The 22,440-nt window shown below is 74.2% G+C and carries 16 protein-coding genes; 4 read left to right on the forward strand and 12 right to left on the reverse strand.

Annotation, left to right across the window (positions count from 1 at the left end; translation table 11 throughout):
- Window positions 1–9 precede the first annotated feature (9 nt).
- From ABD234_RS04740 to ABD234_RS04760, 5 genes are all read right to left on the reverse strand, one after another.
- On the reverse strand, window positions 10–1,587 hold the full coding sequence (locus ABD234_RS04740) for an FAD-dependent oxidoreductase (protein WP_344354347.1): 1,578 nt from the start codon (window positions 1,585–1,587) through the stop codon (window positions 10–12).
- Window positions 1,584–3,767, reverse strand: a complete 2,184-nt coding sequence (locus tag ABD234_RS04745) for a molybdopterin oxidoreductase family protein (RefSeq protein ID WP_344354349.1) — start codon at window positions 3,765–3,767, stop codon at window positions 1,584–1,586. The genes ABD234_RS04740 and ABD234_RS04745 overlap by 4 nt, the downstream gene beginning before the upstream one ends.
- 134 nt (window positions 3,768–3,901) lie before the next feature.
- Window positions 3,902–5,344, reverse strand: coding sequence for an HNH endonuclease signature motif containing protein (locus ABD234_RS04750; protein ID WP_344354351.1), 1,443 nt, complete (start codon window positions 5,342–5,344; stop codon window positions 3,902–3,904).
- Between the two features lie 266 nt (window positions 5,345–5,610).
- Entirely contained in the window at window positions 5,611–6,567 is a 957-nt protein-coding gene (locus ABD234_RS04755; protein ID WP_344354353.1) for a transketolase family protein, read from the reverse strand.
- Window positions 6,564–7,280, reverse strand: a complete 717-nt coding sequence (locus ABD234_RS04760; protein WP_344354354.1) for a 1-deoxy-D-xylulose-5-phosphate synthase N-terminal domain-containing protein — start codon at window positions 7,278–7,280, stop codon at window positions 6,564–6,566. Before ABD234_RS04760 ends, ABD234_RS04755 begins: the two co-directional genes overlap by 4 nt.
- A 106-nt stretch (window positions 7,281–7,386) precedes the next feature.
- On the opposite strand from ABD234_RS04760, the gene soxR reads away from it, so the two are divergent.
- Window positions 7,387–7,869, forward strand: a complete 483-nt coding sequence (gene soxR, locus ABD234_RS04765) for a redox-sensitive transcriptional activator SoxR (RefSeq protein ID WP_198025402.1) — start codon at window positions 7,387–7,389, stop codon at window positions 7,867–7,869.
- Window positions 7,870–7,941: 72 nt separating this feature from the next.
- On the opposite strand, the gene ABD234_RS04770 is transcribed toward soxR, so the two are convergent.
- From ABD234_RS04770 to ABD234_RS04790, 5 genes are all read right to left on the reverse strand, one after another.
- Window positions 7,942–10,089, reverse strand: a complete 2,148-nt coding sequence (locus ABD234_RS04770) for an iron ABC transporter permease (protein ID WP_344354355.1) — start codon at window positions 10,087–10,089, stop codon at window positions 7,942–7,944.
- The gene (locus tag ABD234_RS04775) at window positions 10,086–11,105 is read right to left on the reverse strand and encodes an ABC transporter substrate-binding protein (RefSeq protein WP_344354356.1); all 1,020 of its coding nucleotides are present in this window, start codon (window positions 11,103–11,105) and stop codon (window positions 10,086–10,088) included. The genes ABD234_RS04770 and ABD234_RS04775 overlap by 4 nt, the downstream gene beginning before the upstream one ends.
- A 90-nt stretch (window positions 11,106–11,195) precedes the next feature.
- Entirely contained in the window at window positions 11,196–12,122 is a 927-nt protein-coding gene (locus ABD234_RS04780; protein WP_344354358.1) for an ABC transporter ATP-binding protein, read from the reverse strand.
- A gap of 118 nt (window positions 12,123–12,240) precedes the next feature.
- A complete protein-coding gene (locus ABD234_RS04785) occupies window positions 12,241–13,701 on the reverse strand; it encodes a hypothetical protein (RefSeq protein WP_344354360.1) in 1,461 nt (486 codons plus the stop codon).
- A 32-nt stretch (window positions 13,702–13,733) separates the two neighbouring features.
- Window positions 13,734–14,837: a serine hydrolase domain-containing protein gene (locus ABD234_RS04790; protein WP_038372341.1), complete on the reverse strand. Its 1,104-nt coding sequence runs from the start codon at window positions 14,835–14,837 to the stop codon at window positions 13,734–13,736.
- 102 nt (window positions 14,838–14,939) lie between these two features.
- Between ABD234_RS04790 and ABD234_RS04795 the strand changes: the two genes are divergently transcribed.
- Both ABD234_RS04795 and ABD234_RS04800 read left to right on the forward strand, forming a co-directional pair.
- A complete protein-coding gene (locus ABD234_RS04795; RefSeq protein WP_344354362.1) occupies window positions 14,940–15,236 on the forward strand; it encodes a Dabb family protein in 297 nt (98 codons plus the stop codon).
- 438 nt (window positions 15,237–15,674) lie between these two features.
- Window positions 15,675–17,108 (forward strand): dicarboxylate/amino acid:cation symporter, encoded by a 1,434-nt coding sequence (locus tag ABD234_RS04800; RefSeq protein WP_344354363.1) that lies wholly within the window; start codon window positions 15,675–15,677, stop codon window positions 17,106–17,108.
- A 138-nt stretch (window positions 17,109–17,246) separates the two neighbouring features.
- Here the strand turns inward: ABD234_RS04800 and ABD234_RS04805 are convergent, their stop codons facing one another.
- Entirely contained in the window at window positions 17,247–18,407 is a 1,161-nt protein-coding gene (locus ABD234_RS04805) for a calcium:cation antiporter (RefSeq protein ID WP_344354365.1), read from the reverse strand.
- Window positions 18,408–19,087: 680 nt separating this feature from the next.
- On the opposite strand from ABD234_RS04805, the gene ABD234_RS04810 reads away from it, so the two are divergent.
- Entirely contained in the window at window positions 19,088–19,930 is an 843-nt protein-coding gene (locus ABD234_RS04810; protein WP_344354366.1) for a maleylpyruvate isomerase N-terminal domain-containing protein, read from the forward strand.
- Window positions 19,931–19,934: 4 nt separating this feature from the next.
- On the opposite strand, the gene ABD234_RS04815 is transcribed toward ABD234_RS04810, so the two are convergent.
- On the reverse strand, window positions 19,935–22,319 hold the full coding sequence (locus ABD234_RS04815; RefSeq protein WP_344354367.1) for an ATP-binding cassette domain-containing protein: 2,385 nt from the start codon (window positions 22,317–22,319) through the stop codon (window positions 19,935–19,937).
- Between the last annotated feature and the right edge of the window lie 121 nt (window positions 22,320–22,440).

Here is a 22,440-nt window from a genome sequence, read left to right on the forward strand (position 1 = left end):
CCCCGGCGATCAGACGAGCTCGGGCTCCGGGACGGCCGCCTCGGCCCGCGCCGCGGCCATCGCCGGCGGCGGCTGGACGGGGGCGGCCTCGCGGGAGGGACCGTCGGGCGCCGCCCCGGCCGCCGCGGCGGCCTTCGTGGCCGTGCACAGCTCCTCGATCTGGAGCCGGCAGGTCCCGCAGCCGGTGCCGGCGCGGGTCGCCTTCGAGACGGCGCCCGCGTTCGTGCTGCCGGCGTGGACGGCCTGGCAGATGGTGCCCTTGGAGACGCCGTTGCACTGGCAGACGATCTCCTCGTCGTCCATCTCGGTGACGGGCCGGGCGGCCCCGGCCGCGCCCTGCACGGCCAGGGGGCGGGCCAGCAGGTGCACCGGGTCCCGCGGCACCGGGGTGGCCCGGGTGAAGGCGGCGCTGAGGGAGGCGGCCGCCTCGTCGTCGCCGATCACGGTCGCGGCGACCAGGCGCCCGTCCTGGACGACGACCTCGGTGAAGCGGCCCCCGGCCGGATCGCTGAGGCGCACCGAGCGCGGGGCATGGCCCGAGGGCCCGGCGCGGTCGATGCGGCCCATCGTCACCAGCGCGAGGCCCACCGCCTTGACCCGCACCAGGTCCCCGCCCCGGGGCCCGGCGGGCACGGGGGCGGCGCCGGTCGCGAGCGCCAGCGACCAGGCCTGGACGAGCCGGCGGGCCTGGTCCCAGCCCTGGGCGACGAGGCCGCTGGCGCCCTCCGGCGGCTGGGCGCAGTCGCCGATCGCGAAGATCGCGGGATCCTTCGGGGTGGCCTGGTCCTCGCCGACGACGATCCCGTGCTCGCAGTCCAGGCCGGCCGCGGCGGCGAGGGCGACGGCGGGGACCGTCCCGGTGCACAGGACCAACAGCTCCGCCGGATGCATGCTGCCGTCGGACAGCCTCACCCCGGTCAGGCGGCTGTCGCGGGCCGTGATGCCCGTGGCGTCCACCCCGGTCGCCACGACGATGCCCAGCCGCTCCAGGGCGCCGCGGGTGATGTCGGAGGCGTCGGGGTCCAGCTGGCGCTCCATGAGCCGTTCGCGATGATGGACCAGGGTGACGCGCATGCCGCGGGCCGCCAGCCCGGTCGCCACCTCAAGCCCCAGCACGCCCGCTCCGAGGACGACGGCGCGGCGCCCGGGCCCGGCGGCTTCGATGATGCGGCGGGCGTCGTCCAGGTCCTTCAGCGGGCTCACCCCGGAGATCAGCCCGTCGTACGCGGGATCGGGGTCGATGCGCACGCCGGGGATGTCGGGGATCCGCGCGGCCGAGCCGGTGGCGAGCACCAGCCGGTCGTAGGGGTGCCGGTCCCCGCGGGCGTCGGCCACCTCGCGCCGCTCCCGGTCGATGGCCACGGCGCGCACGCCGCGCAGCACCCGCACCTGCGGGGAGTCGGCCTGCTCGAGGGCGAGGGAGGAGGCATCGGCCTTGCCGGCGACCACCGAGGACAGCTGCACCCGGTTGTACGGGTCGTGGTCCTCGTGGCCGAGCACGGTGATCTCGGCGGAGGGGTCCTCCCGGGCCAGATCCGCGGCGAAGCGGGAACCGACCATGCCGTGGCCGATCACGACGATCCTCATGCGGGGCTCCTCTCGAGGGAACGGACGGGCAGCACCTCGACCGCCGTCATCTTGAACTCGGGCATGCCGGAGAGCGGGTCCGTGGCGTCATTGGTCAGGAGGTTCGCGCTGCCCTCGCCGGCGTAGTGGAAGGGCATGAACACGGTGTCGGGGCGGATGTCCTCGCTGATCCGGGCGGGGGCGCGGGTCTCTCCGCGGCGGGTGCGCAGCAGCACCACCTCGCCGTCCTCGACGCCGAGGCGGTCCGCCAGCAGCGGGTGCATCTCCACGAAGGAGCCGGGGCGGGCCGCGAGCAGCGAGGGGACGCGGCGGGTCTGGGCGCCGGACTGGTACTGCTCCAGCAGCCGCCCGGTGATCAGGTGCAGCGGGGCCTGCTCGCGCACGTCGTCATCGGGCGCCCGATGCTCCACGGGGATCAGCCGGGCGCGGCCGTCGGGCGTAGGGAAGCCGTCGAGGAACACCCGCGGCGTGCCGGGATGCTCCGGGCCGGGGCAGGGCCACTGGATCGACCCCTCGGCGTCCAGGCGCGCATGGCTGATGCCGGAGTAGTCGGCGCGGCCGCCGGCGGAGGCGCGGGCCAGCTCGTCGAAGACGGCCGCGGGATCGGTGGGGAAGCCGGAGGCGTCGCCGAGGCGGGCGGCGAGCTCGCGGAGGATCCACAGCTCGCTGCGGGCCTGCCCGGGGGCGGGCCGGGCCTGCCGGCGCCGGATCACGCGGCCCTCGAGGTTGGTCATGGTGCCCTCCTCCTCCGCCCATTGGACGACGGGGAGGATCACGTCGGCGCACAGGGCCGTCTCCGAGGGCACGGTGTCCAGCACGACCAGCAGGTCCAGCGACGCCAGGCGTTCGCGGACGGCGCCGGCGTTCGGGGCGGAGACCACCACGTTCGCGCCGGCGACTAGCAGGGTCGAGGGGCCGCCGGGCCGGCCCAGCATGTCCAGCAGCTGCACGGCGGGAACGCCCGGGCCCGGCAGGGAGTCGGGGTCCACGCCCCACACGCCGGCGACATGGGCGCGGGCGGCCGGGTCGGAGATCAGCCGGTAGCCGGGGAGCTGGTCGGCCTTGAGGCCGTGCTCGCGACCGCCCTGGCCGTTGCCCTGGCCGGTGATCGGCCCGTAGCCGGAGCCCTCGCGGCCGATGAGCCCCAGCAGCAGCGCCAGGTCGATCGCGGCGGTGACGGTGGCGGTGCCCTGGGTGGACTGCTCCACGCCGCGGCCGGTGAGGATGTAGGCGCCGCGGCCGCCGCGGGAGGGGGAGGCCTGCGCGAGCCGCCGGGCGGTCTCGCGGATCCGTTCGGCGCCGATCCCGCAGACCGCCTCGGCCCGCTCGGGCCACCAGGCCGCGGTCGCGGTGCGCAGCTCGGGCAGGCCCGTGGTGCGCTCGGCCACGTAGTCGGCGTCCAGCAGGCCCTCGGCGAGGACGACGTGGATCAGGGCCAGCAGGACCACGAGGTCGGTCCCGGGGACGGGGGAGAGATGGAGTCCGGCGCCGTCGACGGTGAGCTTCGCCGTCGCGGACTCCCGGGGATCCAGCACCATCAGCCCGCCACGGGAGCGCACGCCCTCGAGATGCTGCACGAACGGCGGCATGGTGGCGGCGACGTTCGAGCCCAGCAGCAGCACGGCGTCGGCGCCGCCGAGGTCCGCCAGCGGGAATCCGAGCCCCCGGTCCAGGCCCAGGGAGCGGTTCGAGGCGGTCGCCGCGGCGGACATGCAGAAGCGGCCGTTGTAGTCGATCAGGCGCGAGCCGAGGACCACGCGCGTAAACTTGCCCAGCGCATACGCCTTCTCGTTGGTGAGGCCGCCGCCGCCGAAGACGGCCACGGCATCGGCGCCGTCCCGCTGCTGCGCGGTGCGGATCCCGGCGGCGACGAGGTCGAGCGCCTCGTCCCAGCCGGCCTCGCGGAAGCCGCCGTCCGGGGTGCGCAGCTGCGGCATGAGCAGACGGTCCGGGGCGGTGAGGACCTCGGCCGATGTCCATCCCTTGCGGCACAGGCCTCCCCGGTTGGTGGGGAAGTCGCGCCCCTCGACCACGAGCGGCGGCTGCTCGCCCTGCCCTGCTCGCGCGGAGGCGGCACCGGCCTCCGCGTCGCGCGGCGTGAGGGTCTGCGCGCACTGCAGGGCGCAGTAGGGGCAGTGCGTCGGCGTCCCGGGGAGGGAGCTCGTGCTCGGGCTGGGCATACCCCGAGCCTGCGGCGCACGGCAGGGTCTTCTCACAGTGCGGTCAGCGCCCGGGACGCCGGGTCACGATTCGGTCACGGCGACGCGGCCTCGGCGACGCAGCGCGCGGGGTGGTGCCGGTCCTGCGCGTCGGCTCAGTAGGGCGGGGGATCGCCCTCGGGCTCTTCCGCCGGGTTCCCGAGCCGGGCGGGGCGGGGCGCTGCGGGGCGTCGGATGAACGTCGCGATGAGGTCGCGATATTCGGGAAGGAGCGTCGGCGTCACGAGGTCGGTGTTGTCGAGGATGTCGACGGTGAGATCACGGCCGAGCCGCCATCGGGTGGTGTTCTCGGAGATTCTCACGGGATCGATGTGCTCGTCGGTCTTGATCCGATGATGGGCGACGCACAGGGAATGGAGATTCTCGGGATCCGTGGGCCCGCCGCGCCTGGGATCGTCGTGATCGAATTCTTCGATATGGTCGACCTCGCTGCGTCCCCGCGACGGACGCAGGCACCCCGGGGCGGCGCAGACGGGCGTGGTCATCCGCACCTGCTCGATCATCTCCGGGGTGGGCCGGTAGCGCTGCGATGCCCCGGGGAGGTAGGCGCCGGTCGCCGGGTCCACCAGCACACGGTGCCAGTCGGTGCTGCGTGCCGCGAGCCCCCGGGCCATGGTCGCCGGGATCGGGGTGTCCCCGTCGAGGAGGCCAGGCTCGTTCGACCGGCCCATGAGCGTCAGAGCAGGGACGGTGAGGTTGATCCGGCATTCCGTCGCCGGGACGGGAGCGGTGCCGGTGTCCAGGACGGAGCGGGTGAGGATCTCGTAGCGCAGCTCGCCCAGGCTGAGGGGTATGCCCGTCTCCTGGACCTCGTCCTCCACGTCGAAGGGGATCTGCGCCTCGCCGTCGCGCAGGGCGCGGCGCTGCTGGTCCTGCACGGCCCGGGCCGCGGCGTTGATCCGTGCGCCGAACTCCGTCATGCGGTCCAGCGGGCCGGTGACCTCGAGCGTCATGGTGCCGTCGACGAGATCCGGCTCGCGCCAGGCGACGCGGCCCGTGCGGCGCGAGGACCGGGGGCGATCCTCCTCCGTCAGCCGGGTGACCAGCAGCCGCAGCCGGCGCCGGAAGGCGCCGTAGGACATGTCCCGCAGGGGCAGGGCGGCGAGGGCCCGGTCGAGCTCGCCGAGCCGGCGCGGATCCAGCGACGCGGCGTGCCGAAGGACCCGGTCGAACCAGGGCGCCGGGATGGCGGCCGCGTCGAGCAGCGCGAACACCCCGGGCAGCTGCGTGGCGGTCACCGCCCCCGCGATGAGCGCCCGGGCTCGGCGGACGTCGCAGCGCAGCGCCGCGGCGCAGGCGAGATCCGCGGCGGCCTGTTCGTCCCGGACCTCCCGCGCGGGCCGCCCGGAAGGCGCGATGTGGAAGCGCAGGAGGTCCCGCTGGAGATCCGCGTGCTCCTGGGCGCGCCGGGCCGTCCTCTGCTGGAGCGCGAGGACGCGCGGGGAGACGGGATCCGCCGGGACCGCCCCGCCCAGAGGGAGTGCCTGCTGGGCAGGAGCGGTGCCGCCCTCGGGGTCGGGGACTGCTGGCGACGGCACGGTCACCTCCTGCGGATCGCGGACCCTGCGTCGGGAGCAGCGGCCCAGAACAATGCTGAAGAACGAGGGAGGCGAAAACGTCAGAAACTCCGTGCAGATATGCGCGGCATCGATGCATCGTCGATGCTGCACGGAATCTGTGACCGCCTCCCCTGATGTGCTCCATTCTATCGCGGGCACGGCTGCAGGTCGAGCGTTTCGTGCCTTTCCTCCGAGAATGTGGAGAACTCTGCAGGGGGAGGGGGAGCGTGCGCTCGCCGCGCGCGTCAGCGGTGCGGGGAATCGGTCGGGCGAGACCATTCCCGGATGCGCCGCACCAGCCCTGCGGCATCGAGGCCGTGCGCGACCTCGTGCTGGGCGGGCGTCCCGTAGCGGCGCAGCTCCGTGCGGGAGGTGCCGATGCCCAGGAAGCGGCGCGGCGCATCGTCGAGCTCGGCGGCGACCGCGGCCAGGGAGGTTCCCGCGAGCCATGGCTCGATGACGACGACCTCGGCCCCGGCGTGCGCGCGCAGGGCGGCGCCGTCCAGCGGCAGCGCCGTGGTCGAGGACAGCAGGGTCGCATCCAGCGCGCGGGCTGCCTCGAGGGCCGCGTCGCGCACCGTGCCCAGGGCGATCAGCGTGAGCGGCGGCCGCCGGGCGCTGCCCCGCTCGGCGCTGCCCGTGCGCAGGACGTGCATCGCGCCGTCGGCCGGGATCTGCGTGCGCTGCGCCCGGTCGGAGACGCGCACGTAGTGCAGGCCGGTGTCGGCCGCGGCGGCGCGGAGGGTCGCCTCGACCTCGTCGGAGGTCGCGGGGGCGTGGATCACCATGCCGGGCACCGTCGCGGCGAGCGCGACATCGGCCGGGCCCTGGTGCGTGCGTCCCTCGCCGGACATGTCGAAGGACCCGCCGGAGCCGACCAGCACCCCGCCGACGCCCTGGTGGGCGAGATCGAGGGTGATCTGCTCGAAGGCCCGCTCGACGAGGAACGGGGCGAAGGTGTGGATGAGGGGCCGGATGCCGTTCAGGGCGAGCCCGGCGCCGGTGCCCACCAGCAGCTGCTCGCGGATCCCGACGTTGATGACCCGCTCGGGGTGCGCCCGGGCGGCGTCCTCGAGGTGCTGGGCGGAGATCTCGGCGATCACCACGGCGAGGTCCTCCCGCTCCGCGAGCAGGTCGGTGGCGGTGCGGCCGAAGCGGGCCCGCGGGGAGAGGGCGGCGGGGGCGGTGGCGGTGGTGCTCATCGGGCGGCCTCCGCCTTGTCCTCGACCTGGGCGATGACGGCGTTCGGCCTGCCGGGGACGCGGCGCGACAGCGCCTCCTCGAGCCGGGCGTGGTCGCGGCCGTCGACGCGCAGGGCGTCCCATCCGTGCGCGCGCAGGCGCTGCTCGATGCGCCCCCGCACGGCGTAGGAGGACGAGGCGTTGTCCACCACCACGAGGGTGAGGGCGTCCAGGCCGATGCCGCCGGCGTACTCGATCGCCTCCGTGCACGAGCCCTCGTCGAGCTCCGCGTCGCCCACCAGCACGATCACCCGCGCGGGGCTCCGGCGGATGCGCAGGGCGTGCGCCGCGCCGACGGCGAGGGGCAGCCCGTGGCCCAGGGAGCCGCTGGAGATCTCGACACCGGCGACGAGCAGGCGGTCGGGGTGCAGGCCCAGCGGCGAGTCGAAGTCGGTGAAGGTGTCCAGCAGCTCCTCGGGGAAGAAGCCGTGGGCGGCGAGGACGGCGAAGAAGGCCATCGGTCCATGGCCCTTGCTGAGGTAGAAGCGGTCGCGGTCGGGATCCTCGACGGCGGCGGGGGAGATGCGCAGGATCCTCCCGTAGAGCACCTGGAGGACGTCGAGGGTGGAGGTCGCGGCGACGGTGTGCTTCTCGTCGCCGGTGAGGCGGGACATGAGGGCCGTGATGCGCTCGCGGGTGACCGGCGGCGCGCCGAGGATCTGGGGAGATGTCATGCCCTCTACCCTGGAACCTCAAGCTCGCATGAAGTCAAGACCGCATGACGTCACGCCCGCACCACGGCGGGCGGGCGGCGCGGGACGACCCGGGGGAGGACCCGCGATGACCACCGTGCACGACCTGACCATCGGCCAGCTCGCCGAGCGCGCGGGCGTGGCGACCTCGGCGCTGCGCTACTACGAGGAGCGCGGCCTCATCGGCTCCCACCGCACCAGCGGAAACCAGCGCCGCTACGAGCAGGCCACCCTGCGCCGGGTCGCCTTCATCCGCGCGGCCCAGAACGTCGGGCTCAGCCTCGAGGAGATCGGGGAGGCGCTCGCCTCCCTCCCCGAGGGCCGCACCCCGACGAAGCGGGACTGGCACCGGCTCAGCCGAGCGTGGCGGCCGCGGCTGGATGAGCAGATCGACCGTCTCGAACGGCTGCGGGACCGGCTGGACGGGTGCATCGGCTGCGGGTGCCTGAGTCTGAAGGCCTGCGCCCTGTACAACCCGGAGGACGAGCTCGCGGCGGAGGGCACCGGCGGCGTGCTGCTGGAGCCGGGCCATGACCCGGAGCCCGGGGACCTGCGGCGCGGGCGCCGCTGACCGGCGGATCCGCGGCTCAGCGGCTCAGCAGCTCCGCCGGGTCGATGACCGCGAGCCCGGCGGCGGGTGCCGTCAGCCGCGGCGGAGACGACCGGTGCGGGCGAGCAGGTACAGGAAGTACGGCGCCCCGAGGACGGCGGTCGTCGTCCCGGCGGGCAGCTGCCCGGGTGCGATGAGGGAGCGGCCCAGCACATCGGCGACCACCACCAGCGTCGCGCCGAGCAGGACGGTGAGCAGCAGCAGGAACCGGTGCCGGGGGCCGGTGAGCATCCGGGCGGCGTGCGGGGCGACGAGGCCCACGAAGGCGATCACCCCGACGATCGCGGTGGCGGAGGCGGCAAGGATCACCGAGACCCCCAGGATCGTCCAGCGCAGGCCGCCCATCCGCACCCCGAGCACCACCGGGGTGGTCTCGTCGAGCTGGGCGAGGTCGAGGCTGCGCGCCAGGTGCTGGGCGAGCGCGAACGCCGCCACCAGCACGGCCGCGCCGACGAGGGCGTGGACCGGCGTCGCGCCGTAGGTGGAGCCGGCCAGCCAGGTCAGGGCCTTCGCCTGGTTGTAGGGGTCGGTGCCGGCCACGATCATGGTGGTGAGGGCCAGGGCGGCGGTGCCGACCCCGAGCCCGACCAGGACCAGGCGGGTGGTGTCGTCCCGCCCGCCGGTCAGCCCCAGGCCCAGGGTGAGGGCCGCGGCGATCCCCCCGCCGATCAGCGCGCCGGCGATGATGCCGGAGAACCCGACGCCCGGCAGCACGAGCAGGGAGACGATCGCCCCGGTGCCGGCTCCCGCGCTGACGCCGAGCAGGCCGGGGTCCGCGAGCGGGTTGCGGGTGACCGCCTGGACCAGCGCCCCGGACAGGGCGAGGGAGGCGCCGGCGACCGCCGCCACCGCCACCCGCGGCCATCGGGTGGACAGCACGATCTCCAGACGGACGCTCGCGGCGCCGCGCAGCCAGTTGGCCACGTCGCCCAGGAGCACCGTCGCATCCCCCAGCAGCAGCCCGGCGACCAGCGCCCCCATCAGCAGGGCGAGCGCCGCGACGATCGTGTAGGGGTGGCGCCACCAGGCGAGCCGGGCGCGCAGGCCGGCGGCGGAGGAGAGGGTCGAGGCCCGGCCATGGCCCGCGCCCCGGCGGTCGCCCAGGAGGAAGGCGATCACGATCATCACCGCGGCACCCAGCAGGCTGGTCGCGACGCCGGTGGGGACGTCGAGCGCGCCGAGCGCGCCGAGCACCGAGCGCAGGGCGACGTCCGCGCCGAGGGAGACGACGGCCCCGGCCAGGGCGGCCGCGGCCATGAGGGCGGCGCTGCGGCGCAGGGCCTGGACCTTCACGCCCAGCAGCCGCACCACCGCGGGGGCGGCGAGGCCGACGAAGCCGAGCGGCCCCACCACGGACACGGCGCCCGCCGCGAGGGCCACCGCGCAGCACACGGTGAGCACGCGAACCCGCGCCACCGGCACGCCGAGCGAGCGGGCGGTGTCCTCGCCCAGGGCCAGGACGTCCAGCCGCCGCGACAGGGCGAACAGGCCCGCGGCCCCGATCACCAGCAGCGGCGAGGCCTGCAGCAGCGGGGCCGAGCTGATCTGCGCGAGGGAGCCCGAGCCCCAGCTGTACAGCCCTTCGGTGGACTCGGTGTTCAGCAGGATCAGCATCGAGGTGAGCGACCCGATGGCCATGGCCAGCACGCTGCCGCCCAGCACGAGGCGCACCGGATCGGATCCGCCGCGGGTCAGGAGCATGGTGGCCCCGGCCGCGGCGAGCCCTCCGGCGAAGGCGAGCAGGGATCCGGTGATCCCGCCGATGCCGATCCCGAGCACCGCGGCGAGGGTGAGCGCGAAGAAGGCGCCCGCGTTGACGGCGAGGGTGTCCGGGGAGGCCAGCGGATTGCGGGTGAGGGTCTGCAGCGCCGCGCCGGACAGGCCCAGGGCGGCGCCGAGCGCGGCCCCGGCCAGCAGCCGCGGCACCCGGGTGGTGAGCACGAGGGCCCGCGTCTGCTCGTCGCCGCGTCCGAGGAGGGCGCTGATCACCTCCCCGGGGGTCATGCCGGAGGTGCCCTGGGCGATGTTCAGCACCCCCAGCACGGCCAGGGCGGCGACGAGCCCCAGCATCAGCAGTCCGTAGGCGCCCCAGCGCCGCGCGCGGCGGGCGGGGCCGGGCGCCGTCGCGGCTCCGGTCCCGCCCGCCGGCCGGGTCGCGGCGTGCTGCGGGGCGAGGGTCATGCCAGCGTCTCGACGAGCAGGTCGAGCCAGCGGATCATCGCGATGGGGCCGCCGTAGGGCCACATCTGGGTGATGTTGTGCAGGCGGCCCTCGGCGACGGCGGGGATCGACTCCCAGGCGCTCTGGCCGGTGAGGGAGGCGGCGACCTGGTCATCGGCCGGGTCGGTCCAGCTGAGGATGGTGGCGTCGTCGGGGAGGTTCGCGACCATCGCCTCGAGGTCCCAGCTGCCCAGGCCCCAGGCGTCGTCGCCGGGGTCGGTGAAGCCGTTGGTCAGGCCCGCGGCGTCGGCCACCGCCCCGGCGAGGGAGCGGGTGCCGTGCATGCGGAAGAGGATCTGGCCGGCGTTCTCGGAGGCGTTGACGAACACGAAGCTGCCGGTGACGCCGGCGAGCTGCTCCTTCGCCTCGGCCAGGCGCGCCTCGTAGGCCTGGAGGTTCTCCTCGGCCTGGTCGGGACGGCCGACGGCGAGGCCGACGGTGCGGTGGTTCTCCTGCATGATCTCGATCGGCCGGTCGCCGACGGGGGCCTGGATCGTGAGCACGGGCGCGATCTGCTGCACCTGGTCGAGCGCCGTCTCGGGGATCGAGCTGTCGGTGCCGATGATGACGTCGGGGGCCAGGGTCGCGATGGTCTCGATGCTGGGCTCGCGGCGGGTGCCGAGCTCCGTGACGCCGGCGGGGATCGGGGCCGTGCTCGTGCCCCAGGCGGCGTAGCCCTCGATGTCGGTGGCGCCCGTGAGCGGGCCGCCGACGGCGATGATGTCCTCCAGGACGCTCCACTCCAGGCCCGCGACGCCGGTGGGGTTCGCCGGCACCTCGACCTCGATGCCGTCGCCGCTGGTCACCGTGACGGTGGCGGCGTCGCCGGAGGCCTGGTCCGCCCCCGAGCCGGAGGCGGGGCCGGTGGTGGCGTCGGTCGCCGGGTCGGTGGTGCCGCAGGCGGCCAGGCCCAGGCCGGCGAGGCCGAGGCCCGCGCCGGACAGGGCGAGGCGGCGGGAGAAGCGGGGAGCGGTCATGGTGTTCCTCCGGGAGGGGGTGGGATGCGCGGTGCGCGGGATCGCGGCGCGCGGTGATCGCCGGGGCCGCGGGCGGCCCGGGGCGGACGGTCAGAGCGACAGGGCGGGCAGGTCCTCGACCTCGTCGAGCAGCGTGAGGGTCTCGATGCGCACGGTGCCGGAGCGGGGGTCCGTCACGGCCTGCACCGGGACCTGGTAGGTCCGGGTGAGGCGCGCGGAGGTCATCACCGCGGCCGGCGGGCCCGCCGCGACGACGCGGCCCTCCTCCAGGAGGATCACCTCGTCGGCGAGCGCCGCGGCGTGCTGCAGATCGTGCAGGACCAGGCCGACGGCGAGGCCGCGCTCCCGGGCGAGCCGGCGCACCAGGCGCAGCAGCTCGACCTGATGGCGCAGGTCCAGGTGGTTGGTGGGCTCGTCCAGCAGCATCACCTCCGGGTCCTGCGCCAGGCACGAGGCCAGCCAGACCCGCTGCAGCTGCCCGCCGGAGAGGGTCTCCACGGTCCGGTCGGCGAGATCCGTGAGGGTGGTGGCCTCGAGCGCGGACTCGACGACCTCGCGGCCGGCGGGGTCGTGGCCGGTGAGGCGGGAGCGGTGCGGATGCCGCCCGAACTCGACGACGTCGCGGACGGTGAATCCGGAGGGGACCGGCCGCTGCTGGGCCAGCAGCGCCAGGCGCTGGGCCAGCTCCCGGGGCCGATGGGCCGCCAGCGGACGATCGCCCAGGGCCAGGTGCCCGCTCTGCGTCGGGTGCAGCCCGGCCAGGGCGCGCAGCAGCGTGGACTTCCCGGAGCCATTGGGGCCCATGAGCACGGTGATCCGGCCCGGGTGGAGATGCGTGCTCACCTCGTGCACCGCGGGGACGCCGTCGTAGGAGAGGGTCACGGACTCCGCGCGCAGCAGCGGCGCGGCCGGTCCGGCGACAGCATCCGGTCCGGCGGCAGCGGCGCCCGGTCGCGTCGCCACGCTCAGGGGCGCCATGGCCGCCGGGGCCTGCGAATTCTGCGTGTCAGTGCTCACGAAAACAGATTAGGGTTGCCTTATCTCAGCAGCAACGTGTGTCCACCGCGGCGTGCTCCAGCTCACGTTCCCGCGGGGCCGGTCGGTGGCGGTCCGCGGCCGCCGGGGCCGCGGGCGGTCAGCGCCCCAGGGTTCCCGCCACCACCCGCAGCGCGCTGACGGCCTTCGCGGGCGCTCCGGGCCGGTCGACCTCGCCGATCTCCGCGACGTCCAGGGCATCCAGCGCCCGCAGCAGGCGCTCGCTGCTGGCGACCTGCCGGAGCAGGAGCTCGTGGTCGACGCAGTCCTCGACCCGCGCGGAGAGCAGGTACGGGGGCGCGGTGACGAGGCTGACGGCGGGGATGCGCTCCTCGAACAGCGGCTCGCCCTCGCCGAAGTGGATCAGGGCCCCGGGGCGGGAGATGCGCACGGGGCGGTCCGTCGCGCCCTGCCAGGTCCTGCGGGCGAGCGCCGCCAGCTGCGGGGTGGTCGCATACAGGAGCTCGGGCTCCGATGCCCCCGTGGGGGAGAGCTCGTCCCCGTCCTCCCGCATCGATCGGGCTCCCAGATGCTCGATCGCGAGCCCGGCCACGGCCCGGCGATTGCCGTGCCCGCCCCTCCACCAGCGGGGATGGTCGGCCAGCCACCGGGTGGTCGCCTGGCCGTGCTCGGTGAGGGCGGGGATGCGCAGGTGGCCGGTCGTGAAGACGAGCACCACGGTGCGCCGGGGTCGGGTTCGCTGCAGGGATGCGGCGATCTCCAGCAGGGCCAGATGCCCGTTCTCCTCCACGCTGTTGGGGCCGTCGGTGTGGGTGACCAGCAGGATCGTCTCCTGCGGACGCTCGGAGCCCTCGACCGCCGACCACACGGTGCGGGTGGGGGTGTCCGGGTGCAGGGCGGCGGGCAGCGACAGATGCGCGCGGCGGCGCTCGCGCGCTGCGGAGACGACGGCATCGGCGGCCGCTCCGGCGACGAAGACCGCCGGCAGGTCCTGGTACGGGAGGGTGAACGGGAGGACCTGGTCCCGAGCGCCGGAGGCGCGGATGCCGCGCCAGGCGAGGACCACGGCGCGCACCCCGGCGCGGCGGGCCGCGCCCAGGCCGAGGGCATGCAGGGTCGCCGGCAGCAGCGGATGCTCGGCGCGGGGCCACGGCTCGGAGCCCTCCCAGACGTGGACGACCTCGCCCATCGGCCAGGAACGGTTGTCGACCTCGAGCACCGCTATCCCGTCTCGGGCCCGTGACCAGCGCGGCAGCAGGCCTCCCAGATGGCGCAGCGGCCCGCGGACGCCGCCTTCCGGCGTGGTGCCGGAGTAGTGCAGGGGCGCGGAGACGGGGATCCGTCGGGCGGGTGCGGGACCGGTCCGGGCGGGGGCGCCGGCATCGGCACCGGCCTCGGCCTCGATCTCGAGGACGATGTCGGAGGCGCTCGGCGGGTCCCAGCGGGTGAAGCGGTGCTCGTCCGTGTGCACGGGCAGGTCCAGCTCCCGCAGCCGCGCGACGATGTCGTCGATCAGCGCCTCGTGGGCCGGGCTCCCGGTCAGCCGCGGCCCCAGGGCGTCCAGGCGGGAGATGCCCTCGCGGGCGGCGGAGATGTCCACGCGGCGATGCTAGACCCGGCGGATGGGAGAGCTCAGGGGGCGTCGACCTCCTGCAGCTCTCCGAGCAGGCCGAAGACCGGCTCGTCCATCTCGACCTGCATCATGAGGAGGCAGCAGGTGCCGTCGGGGTCGACGAAGAAGTCCGTGCCCAGGCCGCCGGACCAGCCGAAGCGCCCGCGGTGGGGGCCGGCCGTGGTGACGCCGACCCCGAAGCCCCATCCGCCGGACTCCCAGAAGCCGGGGAAGAAGCTGTCCTCGCGCTTGATGCCCGCATCGATCTGGTCGCGGCGCATCTCCGCGAGGAGATCGGGGTCGATCAGGCGGCCGTCGAGCAGGGCGCGCAGGAAGGCGTGGACGTCCGCGAGGGTCGAGACGAGCTCGCTGTGGCTCACGTCGAAGGGGGCCGGTGCCGCGGAGAACCCGGCCGCCGCCGGCTCCGTCTGCTCGAAGCCCGCGGGGGTGCGGCGCCACGCCGGCAGCAGCCGATGCACCTGCTCGGGCGGGACGCTGAAGCCGGTGTCGACCATGCCGGCGGGGGAGAGGACCGTCCGCCGCAGGACCTGGGCGGTGCTCCCTCCGCCCGCGCGTCCCAGCAGGATCCCGAGCAGGCCGAAGGAGTGGTGGTAGCGCCAGCCCTCCCCGGGCTGGAAGGCGAGCGGCAGGGAGGCCAGGGCGTCCAGCCATGCGCCGGCGTCGAGGGCCACCGGCTCGGCGCCGGCCTCGACCTGCGCGGAGATCATCGCGCGCTTCAGCGGGGAGTCGGTGGTCATCATCCCCACGCCGGAGGTGCAGGTCAGCAGGTGCCGGACGGTGATCGGGCGACGCAGCGGCTCGGTGTCCTCGAGCGGGGCGTCGGGCGCACGGAGCACCCGCGGCGCGGCCAGCTGCGGCAGCCAGGAGGCGACCGGCTCGTCGAGGTCGAGCACGCCCTCCTGGACCAGCCGCAGGGTCGCGACGGCGGTGATCGCCTTGGTCATCGACTGGATCCGGAAGATCGCGTCCGCGGTGAGGGCGGGGCCGTCGGGGCCCGTGGCGCCGAGGACGAGGGGGTCGAGGTCCGTGCCGTAGGACGCGACGACCCCGGGCATGGTGCCCTGTGCGACGTGGCGGGACAGAAGGGCGTGCAGGCTGCTCATCGGGACCTCCGGGTCGGGATGGCCAGGATAGTGCGCGGGCCCCGCCGGTCCGGCGGCCGGTCCGATCCCGTCCGCTCCGGCGCACCCCGATACGGTGCGGGCATGATCCGTCACACCGTCGCCTTCACCCTCGTCCACGCCCCGGGATCCCCGGAGGAGCAGGACTTCCTCACCCGCGGGCCGGAGCTGCTGCGCGCGATCCCGGGCGTCACGGACTTCACCGTCTCGCGCCAGGTCAGCCCCAAGAGCGACGTCCGGTTCCAGTTCGCGATGAGCTTCGCCGATGAGGAGGCCTACGCGGCGTACGACGCGCACCCGGACCATCGGGGATTCGTCGCCGAGCGGTGGCAGAGCGAGGTCGCCCGCTTCGAGGAGCTGGACTTCGTCGCCTACCCGTGAGCGGCGCGGCCCGGGAGCGGCCCGGCGGGGAGCGCGCGCGCCGGACGCGGACACGGCGGGCCGATCGCCTCGGCCCGCCGTGGTCCAGAGATGTCCGTCCGCTTCCGCGGACGTCCTCGGCCCGGGTGCGAGACCTGAGCACGCCCGATCGGCCGCTGCGCGCGCCGATCGAATCCCTTGGTCTCGCCCGGACCGGAGTCCTCGCGCCGGAGCGCGCCTCAGCCTATCGGCACCGACGCGGCCGCGTGGGCCGCAGGAGCTCCCGCGGGCCATCGGAAGGATCACGTCCTCAGGATTTGCCCGAGCGGCGCGGGGCATGGCCCCGGGCTCTGCGGGGTCCCCGCGCTGGCCATCCGCGCGGCGCGCGAAGCTGGGCTTATGTGACCCACAGGCCAAACTGTTGAAAGAGATCGTGACCCCGGAGTAGCGTCGCGGCCCGTGAACACCTCCTCGTCCGCGCCGGCCGCTCCGGCGCCCTCCCGCAACCCCCTGCGCGCCCTCGCGCGCATCCCCTTCGGATGGCAGGTCCTCATCGGGCTCGCGCTCGGCGTGGCCCTGGGCCTCGTCGCCGCGAGCATCGGCCCCGTCCCGGGCGCCGGCGAGGACGGCGGCGACGGCCCCAACTGGCTGACCACCACGCTGCAGACCATCGGCGGAACCTTCGTGACGCTGCTGAAGGCGCTCGTGCCGCCGCTGATCTTCCTCGCGATCGTCACCTCCATCGCCAACCTGCGCCAGGTCACCAATGCGGCGCGCCTGGCCTGGAAGACGCTGCTGTGGTTCGCGATCACCTCCCTGATCGCGGTGGTCATCGGCATCGGCCTGGGCGCCGTGACCGGGCCCGGGCACCGCACCGGCGTGGACGCCTCCGCGGCCCAGGCATCCTCGACCCAGGGCGGCTGGCTCGACTTCCTCACCGGCCTCGTGCCCGCGAACTTCCTCGGGATCACCGGGAGCGCGGGCGATGACGGCTCCGTCTCCCTGAGCTTCAACGCCCTGCAGATCCTCGTCATCTCCATCGCCGTCGGCATCGCCGTGCTGTCCATCGGCGAGAAGGCCGAGCCGTTCCTGCGCTTCACCTCCTCCGCGCTGGAGATCGTGCAGAAGCTGCTGTGGTGGGTCATCCGCCTCGCGCCGATCGGCACCGTCGGCCTGCTGGGCAACGCCGTGGCCAGCTACGGCTGGGACGCCATCGGGCAGCTCGGCGTGTTCGTGGCCGATGTCTACATCGGCATGCTGCTGGTGCTGCTCGTGGTCTACCCGGTCCTGCTGAAGGCCAACGGCCTGAGCATCGGCTCCTTCTTCCGCGGCGTGTGGCCGGCGACCTCCCTGGGGTTCGTCTCGCGCAGCTCCCTGGGGACCATGCCGATGACGCAGACCGTCACCGAGCGCATGGGCGTGCCGCGCCACTACGCCTCCTTCGCCGTGCCGCTGGGCGCGACCACCAAGATGGACGGCTGCGCCGCGATCTACCCGGCGCTCGCCGCGATCTTCGTGGCGAACTTCTACGGCGTGCAACTGGGGATCACCGACTACCTGCTGATCGTGCTGGTCTCGGTGCTCGGCTCCGCGGCGACCGCCGGCATGACCGGCGCGACCGTCATGCTCACCCTGACCCTGTCCACCCTGGGCCTGCCGCTGGAGGGCGTGGGCCTGCTGCTGGCGATCGACCCGATCCTGGACATGGGCCGCACCGCTCTGAACGTCACGGGGCAGTCGCTGGTGCCGGTCATCGTCGCGAAGCGCGAGAAGATCCTGGATCGCGCGCGCTACGACGCGACGCGCCGCACCTCCTTCTCGGCCATCCAGGAGGAGCAGGAGGCGGCGCGCGCCGAGGCCCGCGAGGACTCCGCCGAGCGCGTCCCGGCCTGACCCTCGCGGTCTGACCCTCCCGGTCCGACCCTCCCGGTCTGGCCCTCCCGGCCCGACCCTTCCGCCGCCGCGCCGGTCCGTGCTCCCCTCCCGGGGCGCGCGGACCGGCGCGGCGGTGCTCCGGCGGACCGTCGCGGGTCAGCCCGTGGTCAGCGCCAGCACGTACAGGGCGAACACGGCCAGGTGGGCCGTGCCGTGGATCGCGCCGACCGTCCGCGAGGAGAAGGTGATCGCGCTCAGCATGAGCGTGATGCCCAGCAGCATCAGGTTCGCCGCGCTCTCGCCGAGCACGACCCGCTGCCCGGTGAGCATCCCGATCCCGAGGACCGCCGGGACGGTCAGGCCGACCGTCGAGACCAGCGCGCCGTGGCACAGGTTCACCGCCCGCTGCATCTGCCCGGCCAGCGCCGCCCGGACGGCGGTGATCGACTCGGGCAGGAACACGATCATCGCGATGACCAGCCCGGCCAGCGCCGGGCGAGCCCCCAGCCGGGTCAGACCGTCCTCGAGCATCGCCGCCATGTCATGGGAGAGCAGGACGATGGGCAGCACGGCGGCCACCAGCAGGGCCAGGCGGCCCAGGACCTCGCCGCGATGCTCGCGCAGCACCGCGCCGACGCCGCTCCCGGCCCCGGGGTCGGGCCCCGGGGCGGAGGCGGCGGAACCGGACCCGGTCGCCTCCCGGAAGTCTCCGGCCTGCGGGCCCATCTGCCGGGCCAGGAAGACGGCGTAGGCCCCGGCGGTGAGGACGAGGACGGCGATCCCCTGGCCGGTTCCGAGGGACCCGGCGGTGCCCAGGACCGTGGGGGCGGCGAGCCCCAGGGCGCCCAGCACGAGGATCATCGCGAGATAGGCGGAGGTCCCGGCGCGGCGATGCGCCAGAGCGCCGTGGCGGATGCCGCCCGCCACCAGGCAGAGGCCGATCACCAGGTTCATGATGATCATCGCCACGGCCGTGACGGAGTCCCGGGCGATGGTGGCGTGCTCGCCCGGTCCCAGCATCACCGCGACGATGAGCACCACCTCGATGAGCACGATGGACAGCGTCAGCACGAGGGAGCCGTAGGGGTCGCCGAGCCGGTGGGCCAGGTGCTCCGCCTGCTGGACGACGCCGAAGGCGCACAGCACGATCACGGCGATGATCCCGGCGAGCAGAGCGGCGAGGGCCGAGGCGGGCAGGGAGGACAGAGCGGCGAGGGCGGGGGAGGACAGGGCGGCGACGGCTCCCCAGCCCAGCACGAGGCGGAGGAGGACGGCCGGGGTGAGGAGGGGGCGCAGCGCGGCGGCGGGAGCGGGCATGACCGTGGGGTCCTGTTCCGCAGGGTCGTCCCTGCATGCCGTGCCCGGCCGGGTCGTCCCGGCCGCCGCGCCCAAGGGGGCGCTGCCCTCAGCGTACCGGCGCCGCTGCTCGCGATGACCGCTCCCTCGACGAGCACGAACACTCGACCGCGCCGAAAGGCAGGATCGCTACACTGCAGGCGGATGAGGCGTCCACGGTGCTCGGAGCGGAAATATCCGGTGGCAGTACTCACGCCGAGGCTGTGCTCACGACATCCACCGGCGCGTTCTCTGTCTCCCAGCTGTCATGTCGAAGGAGAAGAATGAACGGCGACGGCTTTGTGGGGTTGTTCCTGCTGGTCTGGGTCAGTATCGCGATTCTCTCGGGTGGCCTGGCTCAGTCGCGCGGACGTTCGGGCTGGCGCTGGTTCCTGGCGACTCTCCTTGCTGGACCGCTGGCCTGCGCTGTGCTCGTGGTGTGGCCGATGGTCCCGAATCGGAATGCGCGAGACCGCTAGGCGTCGCTCTCGTTTCCTCCGCCCGGCACCTGGGGGCGCGAGGCCGTCGCGCACGGCTGGCCGGGCGGGCGCACCCGGGGGGCCGCCTCCGTGGTCGCGGTCGATCGGTGGCGCAGGGGGCGGTTCGATCCCGTCGGCGCGTATTCCCTTGTGTGCTGGATCACGCGGTGGAATCCTCGGGGGATGGATGCCACCACGCTCATCGGCCAGGAGTCGCAGCGCCTCGCCGACCTCCTCGTCCGTGCCGACCCCGCCGCCGCCGTCCCGACCTGCCCCGGCTGGGACGCGGCGGAGCTGCTGGCCCACGTGACGCAGGTCCACGGCTTCTGGGCGGAGGTGCTCGCATCCCGCGCCTCCACCGATGCTCAGATCGAAGCGCTCGAGAGCTCGCTCGAGCCGCCGCCGAAGGACCCCGAGGCCCTGGCCGCCGCCCGCGCCGAGGCGACCGCGGCCCTGCTCGCCCAGCTCGGGACGCGCGCGGACGAGGAGCCGGCGTGGAGCTGGCTGTCCTCGGACCAGACGCTCGGCTTCACCCGGCGCATGCAGCTCCACGAGGCGACGATGCACCGCGTCGATGCCGAGCTGACCTGCGGGCAGGCGGTGACGGAGCCCGGCGAGGAGATCGCCGTGGACGGGATCGCCCACTGCGCGGACGTGATGTGGGAGGCGGACCACCAGTGGACGTCCATGCAGCGCACCGTCGTCCCCGTCGCCCTGCTGGTGCTGCGACCGCAGGGCGGCCCCGAGACCTTCGTCGAGCTCAGCCGCGCCGCGGCGACCGGGGAGGACGAGGAGGACATCGTCGTCGCCCGCCGAGCCCCCGACCAGGACCTCGCCCCCGGCACCGCGCTGCGCGAGCTGCCCCGCGCCGAGGCGACCGGGAGCCCCGTGGCGCTGTACCTGTGGACCTGGGGGCGCGGCCTCGCCCTCGAGGCGCTGGCCGGCGGCGCGGAGTCGGTCGACGTGACCGGCGATCCGGACGCCGTCGCGGCGCTGGAGGCGCTGCTGCGCCGCGGCCTGCAGTGAGGGCTCAGTCCCCGACGTACCGGGCGAGGTGCTCCCCGGTCAGCCCCGCGCGCTGGGCGATGATCTGCGCCGGCGTGCCCTCGAAGATCACGCGGCCGCCGTCCTGACCGGCGCCCGGCCCCAGGTCGATGATCCAGTCGGCGTGGGCCATCACCGCCTGGTGGTGCTCGATGACGATCACCGTCCGGCCCCCGTCGACCAGGCGGTCCAACAGGCCCAGGAGCTGGCGGACATCGGCCAGGTGCAGGCCGGTGGTGGGCTCGTCCAGGACCAGCACCGCGCCCTTCTCGCCCATCCGGATGGCGAGCTTGAGCCGCTGGCGCTCGCCGCCGGAGAGGGTGTTCAGCGGCTGGCCCAGGCGCAGGTATCCCAGGCCCACGTCCTCGAGATGGCCGAGGACCTTCTTCACGGCCGGGATCCTCGCCTCCCCGGAGCCGAAGACCTCCGTGGCCGTGCTGACCGACAGGTCCAGCACCTCGGCGATGTTCAGGCCGCCCAGGCGGTACTCGAGGACCTCGGCCATGAACCGCAGCCCGCCGCAGTCTTCGCAGGGGGTCTCGACCGTCTCCATGAAGCCGAGCTCGGTGAAGATGCGGCCGTTGCCCTTGCAGGTGGGGCAGGCGCCCGTGGAGTTGGCGCTGAACAGCCCCGGGGCGACGTCGTTCTTCTTGGCGAAGGCCTTGCGGATCGGCTCGAGGATCCCGGTGTAGGTCGCGGGATTGGAGCGGCGGGACCCGGTGATCGCGCTCTGGTCGACGACGACCACGTCCTCGCGGCCCGCGAGATGCCCGTGGATCAGGGAGCTCTTTCCGGAGCCGGCGACGCCCGTGACGACGGTCAGCACGCCCGTGGGCACATCGACGTCCACGTCCTGGAGGTTGTTCTGGTGGGCCCCGCGGATCTCGAGGGCTCCGCGGGCGGTGCGGACCTCGTCCTTGGGCCGGACCCGGTCCTCGAGGTGGCGCCCGGTGAGGGTGTCGCTCGAGCGCAGCCCGTCGAAGCTGCCCTCGTAGCAGACGGTGCCGCCCTCGGAACCGGCCCGCGGGCCCAGGTCGACGACGTGGTCGGCGATCGCGATGGTCTCCGGCTTGTGCTCGACCACCAGCACGGTGTTGCCCTTGTCCCGTAGCTCCAGCAGCAGGCGGTTCATGCGCTGGATGTCGTGGGGGTGCAGGCCGATGGTCGGCTCGTCGAACACATAGGTGACGTCGGTCAGGGCGGAGCCCAGGTGGCGGATCATCTTCGCGCGCTGCGACTCGCCTCCCGAGAGGGTCCCCGAGGGGCGCTCCAGGGAGAGGTAGCCCAGGCCGATTTCCACGAACTTGTCGAACAGGTGCAGCAGACTGCGCACCAGCGGGGCGACGGAGGGGTCCTCGATGCCGCGGGCCCACTCGGCGGCGTCGGTGATCTGCATGCGGCACACGTCCGCGATGCTCGCGCCGCGGATGAGGGAGGACCGCGCCGCCTCCGTGAGGCGGGTCCCCTCGCAGGCCGGGCAGGCCGTGAACACGGCGGCGGACTCCACGAAGCGGCGCACGTGCGGCTGCAGGGAGGCGGGGTCCTTGGAGAACATCGACTCGCGCAGCTTGGGGATCAGGCCCTGGTAGGTCATGTTCATCCCCAGCGCCTTGATCTTCCCCTTCTCGCGGTGCAGGAAGTCGTGGCGCTCGGTCTCGGTGTAGTCGCGGATCGGCTTGTCGCCGTCGAGCATGCCGGACTCGGAGAAGCCGCGGACCATCCAGCCGTCGGCCTTGTAGCCGGGCACAAGGATCGCGCCCTCGTTCAGGGACTTCGACTCGTCCACGATCACGGACAGGTCCAGGTCGGAGACGGTGCCGCGCCCTTCGCACTCCGGGCACATCCCGCCGAGGTAGACCTGCTCCCGGACCTTCTTCTTCTCGACCTCGCCGCCGGCCCGCCGGGTGCTCATGACACCGGACGCGATCGAGGTGGGCACGTTGAAGGCGAAGGCCGTCGGCGGGCCGACGTAGGGGTCGCCGATCCGGCTGAAAAGGTGGCGCAGCATCGCGTTGGCATCGGTCACCGTGCCGACGGTCGAGCGCACGTTCGCGCCCAGCCGCTCCTGGTCCACGAGGATCGCGGTCGTGATCCCCTCGAGCCGGTCCACGTCGGGCCGGGGGAGCGAGGGCATGAAGCCCTGCACGAAGGTCGAGTAGGTCTCGTCGATCAGGCGTCGCGACTCCGCCGCGATGGTCCCGAACACGAGGGAGCTCTTCCCGGAGCCGGACACACCGGTGAACACCGTGAGCCGGCGCTTGGGGATCGCGACGCTCACCTCCCGCAGGTTGTTCTCCCGCGCGCCCTCCACACGGATCATGTCGTGGGCGTCGGCGGAGATCGGACGGGTATCGGTCGACGGATCGGACATCGGTCCTCCTGCACGGAAACGTCGGGCCCGGCCCTGCGCACGGCCCCCGGTCACCATCATGACGTGCCGATGCCCGTCGATGTGACCGACCGCGCGGACTTCTGCCCGACTAGCCTGGGGC

The organism is Brachybacterium phenoliresistens (genome assembly GCF_039530785.1).
Classification (GTDB): domain Bacteria; phylum Actinomycetota; class Actinomycetes; order Actinomycetales; family Dermabacteraceae; genus Brachybacterium; species Brachybacterium phenoliresistens.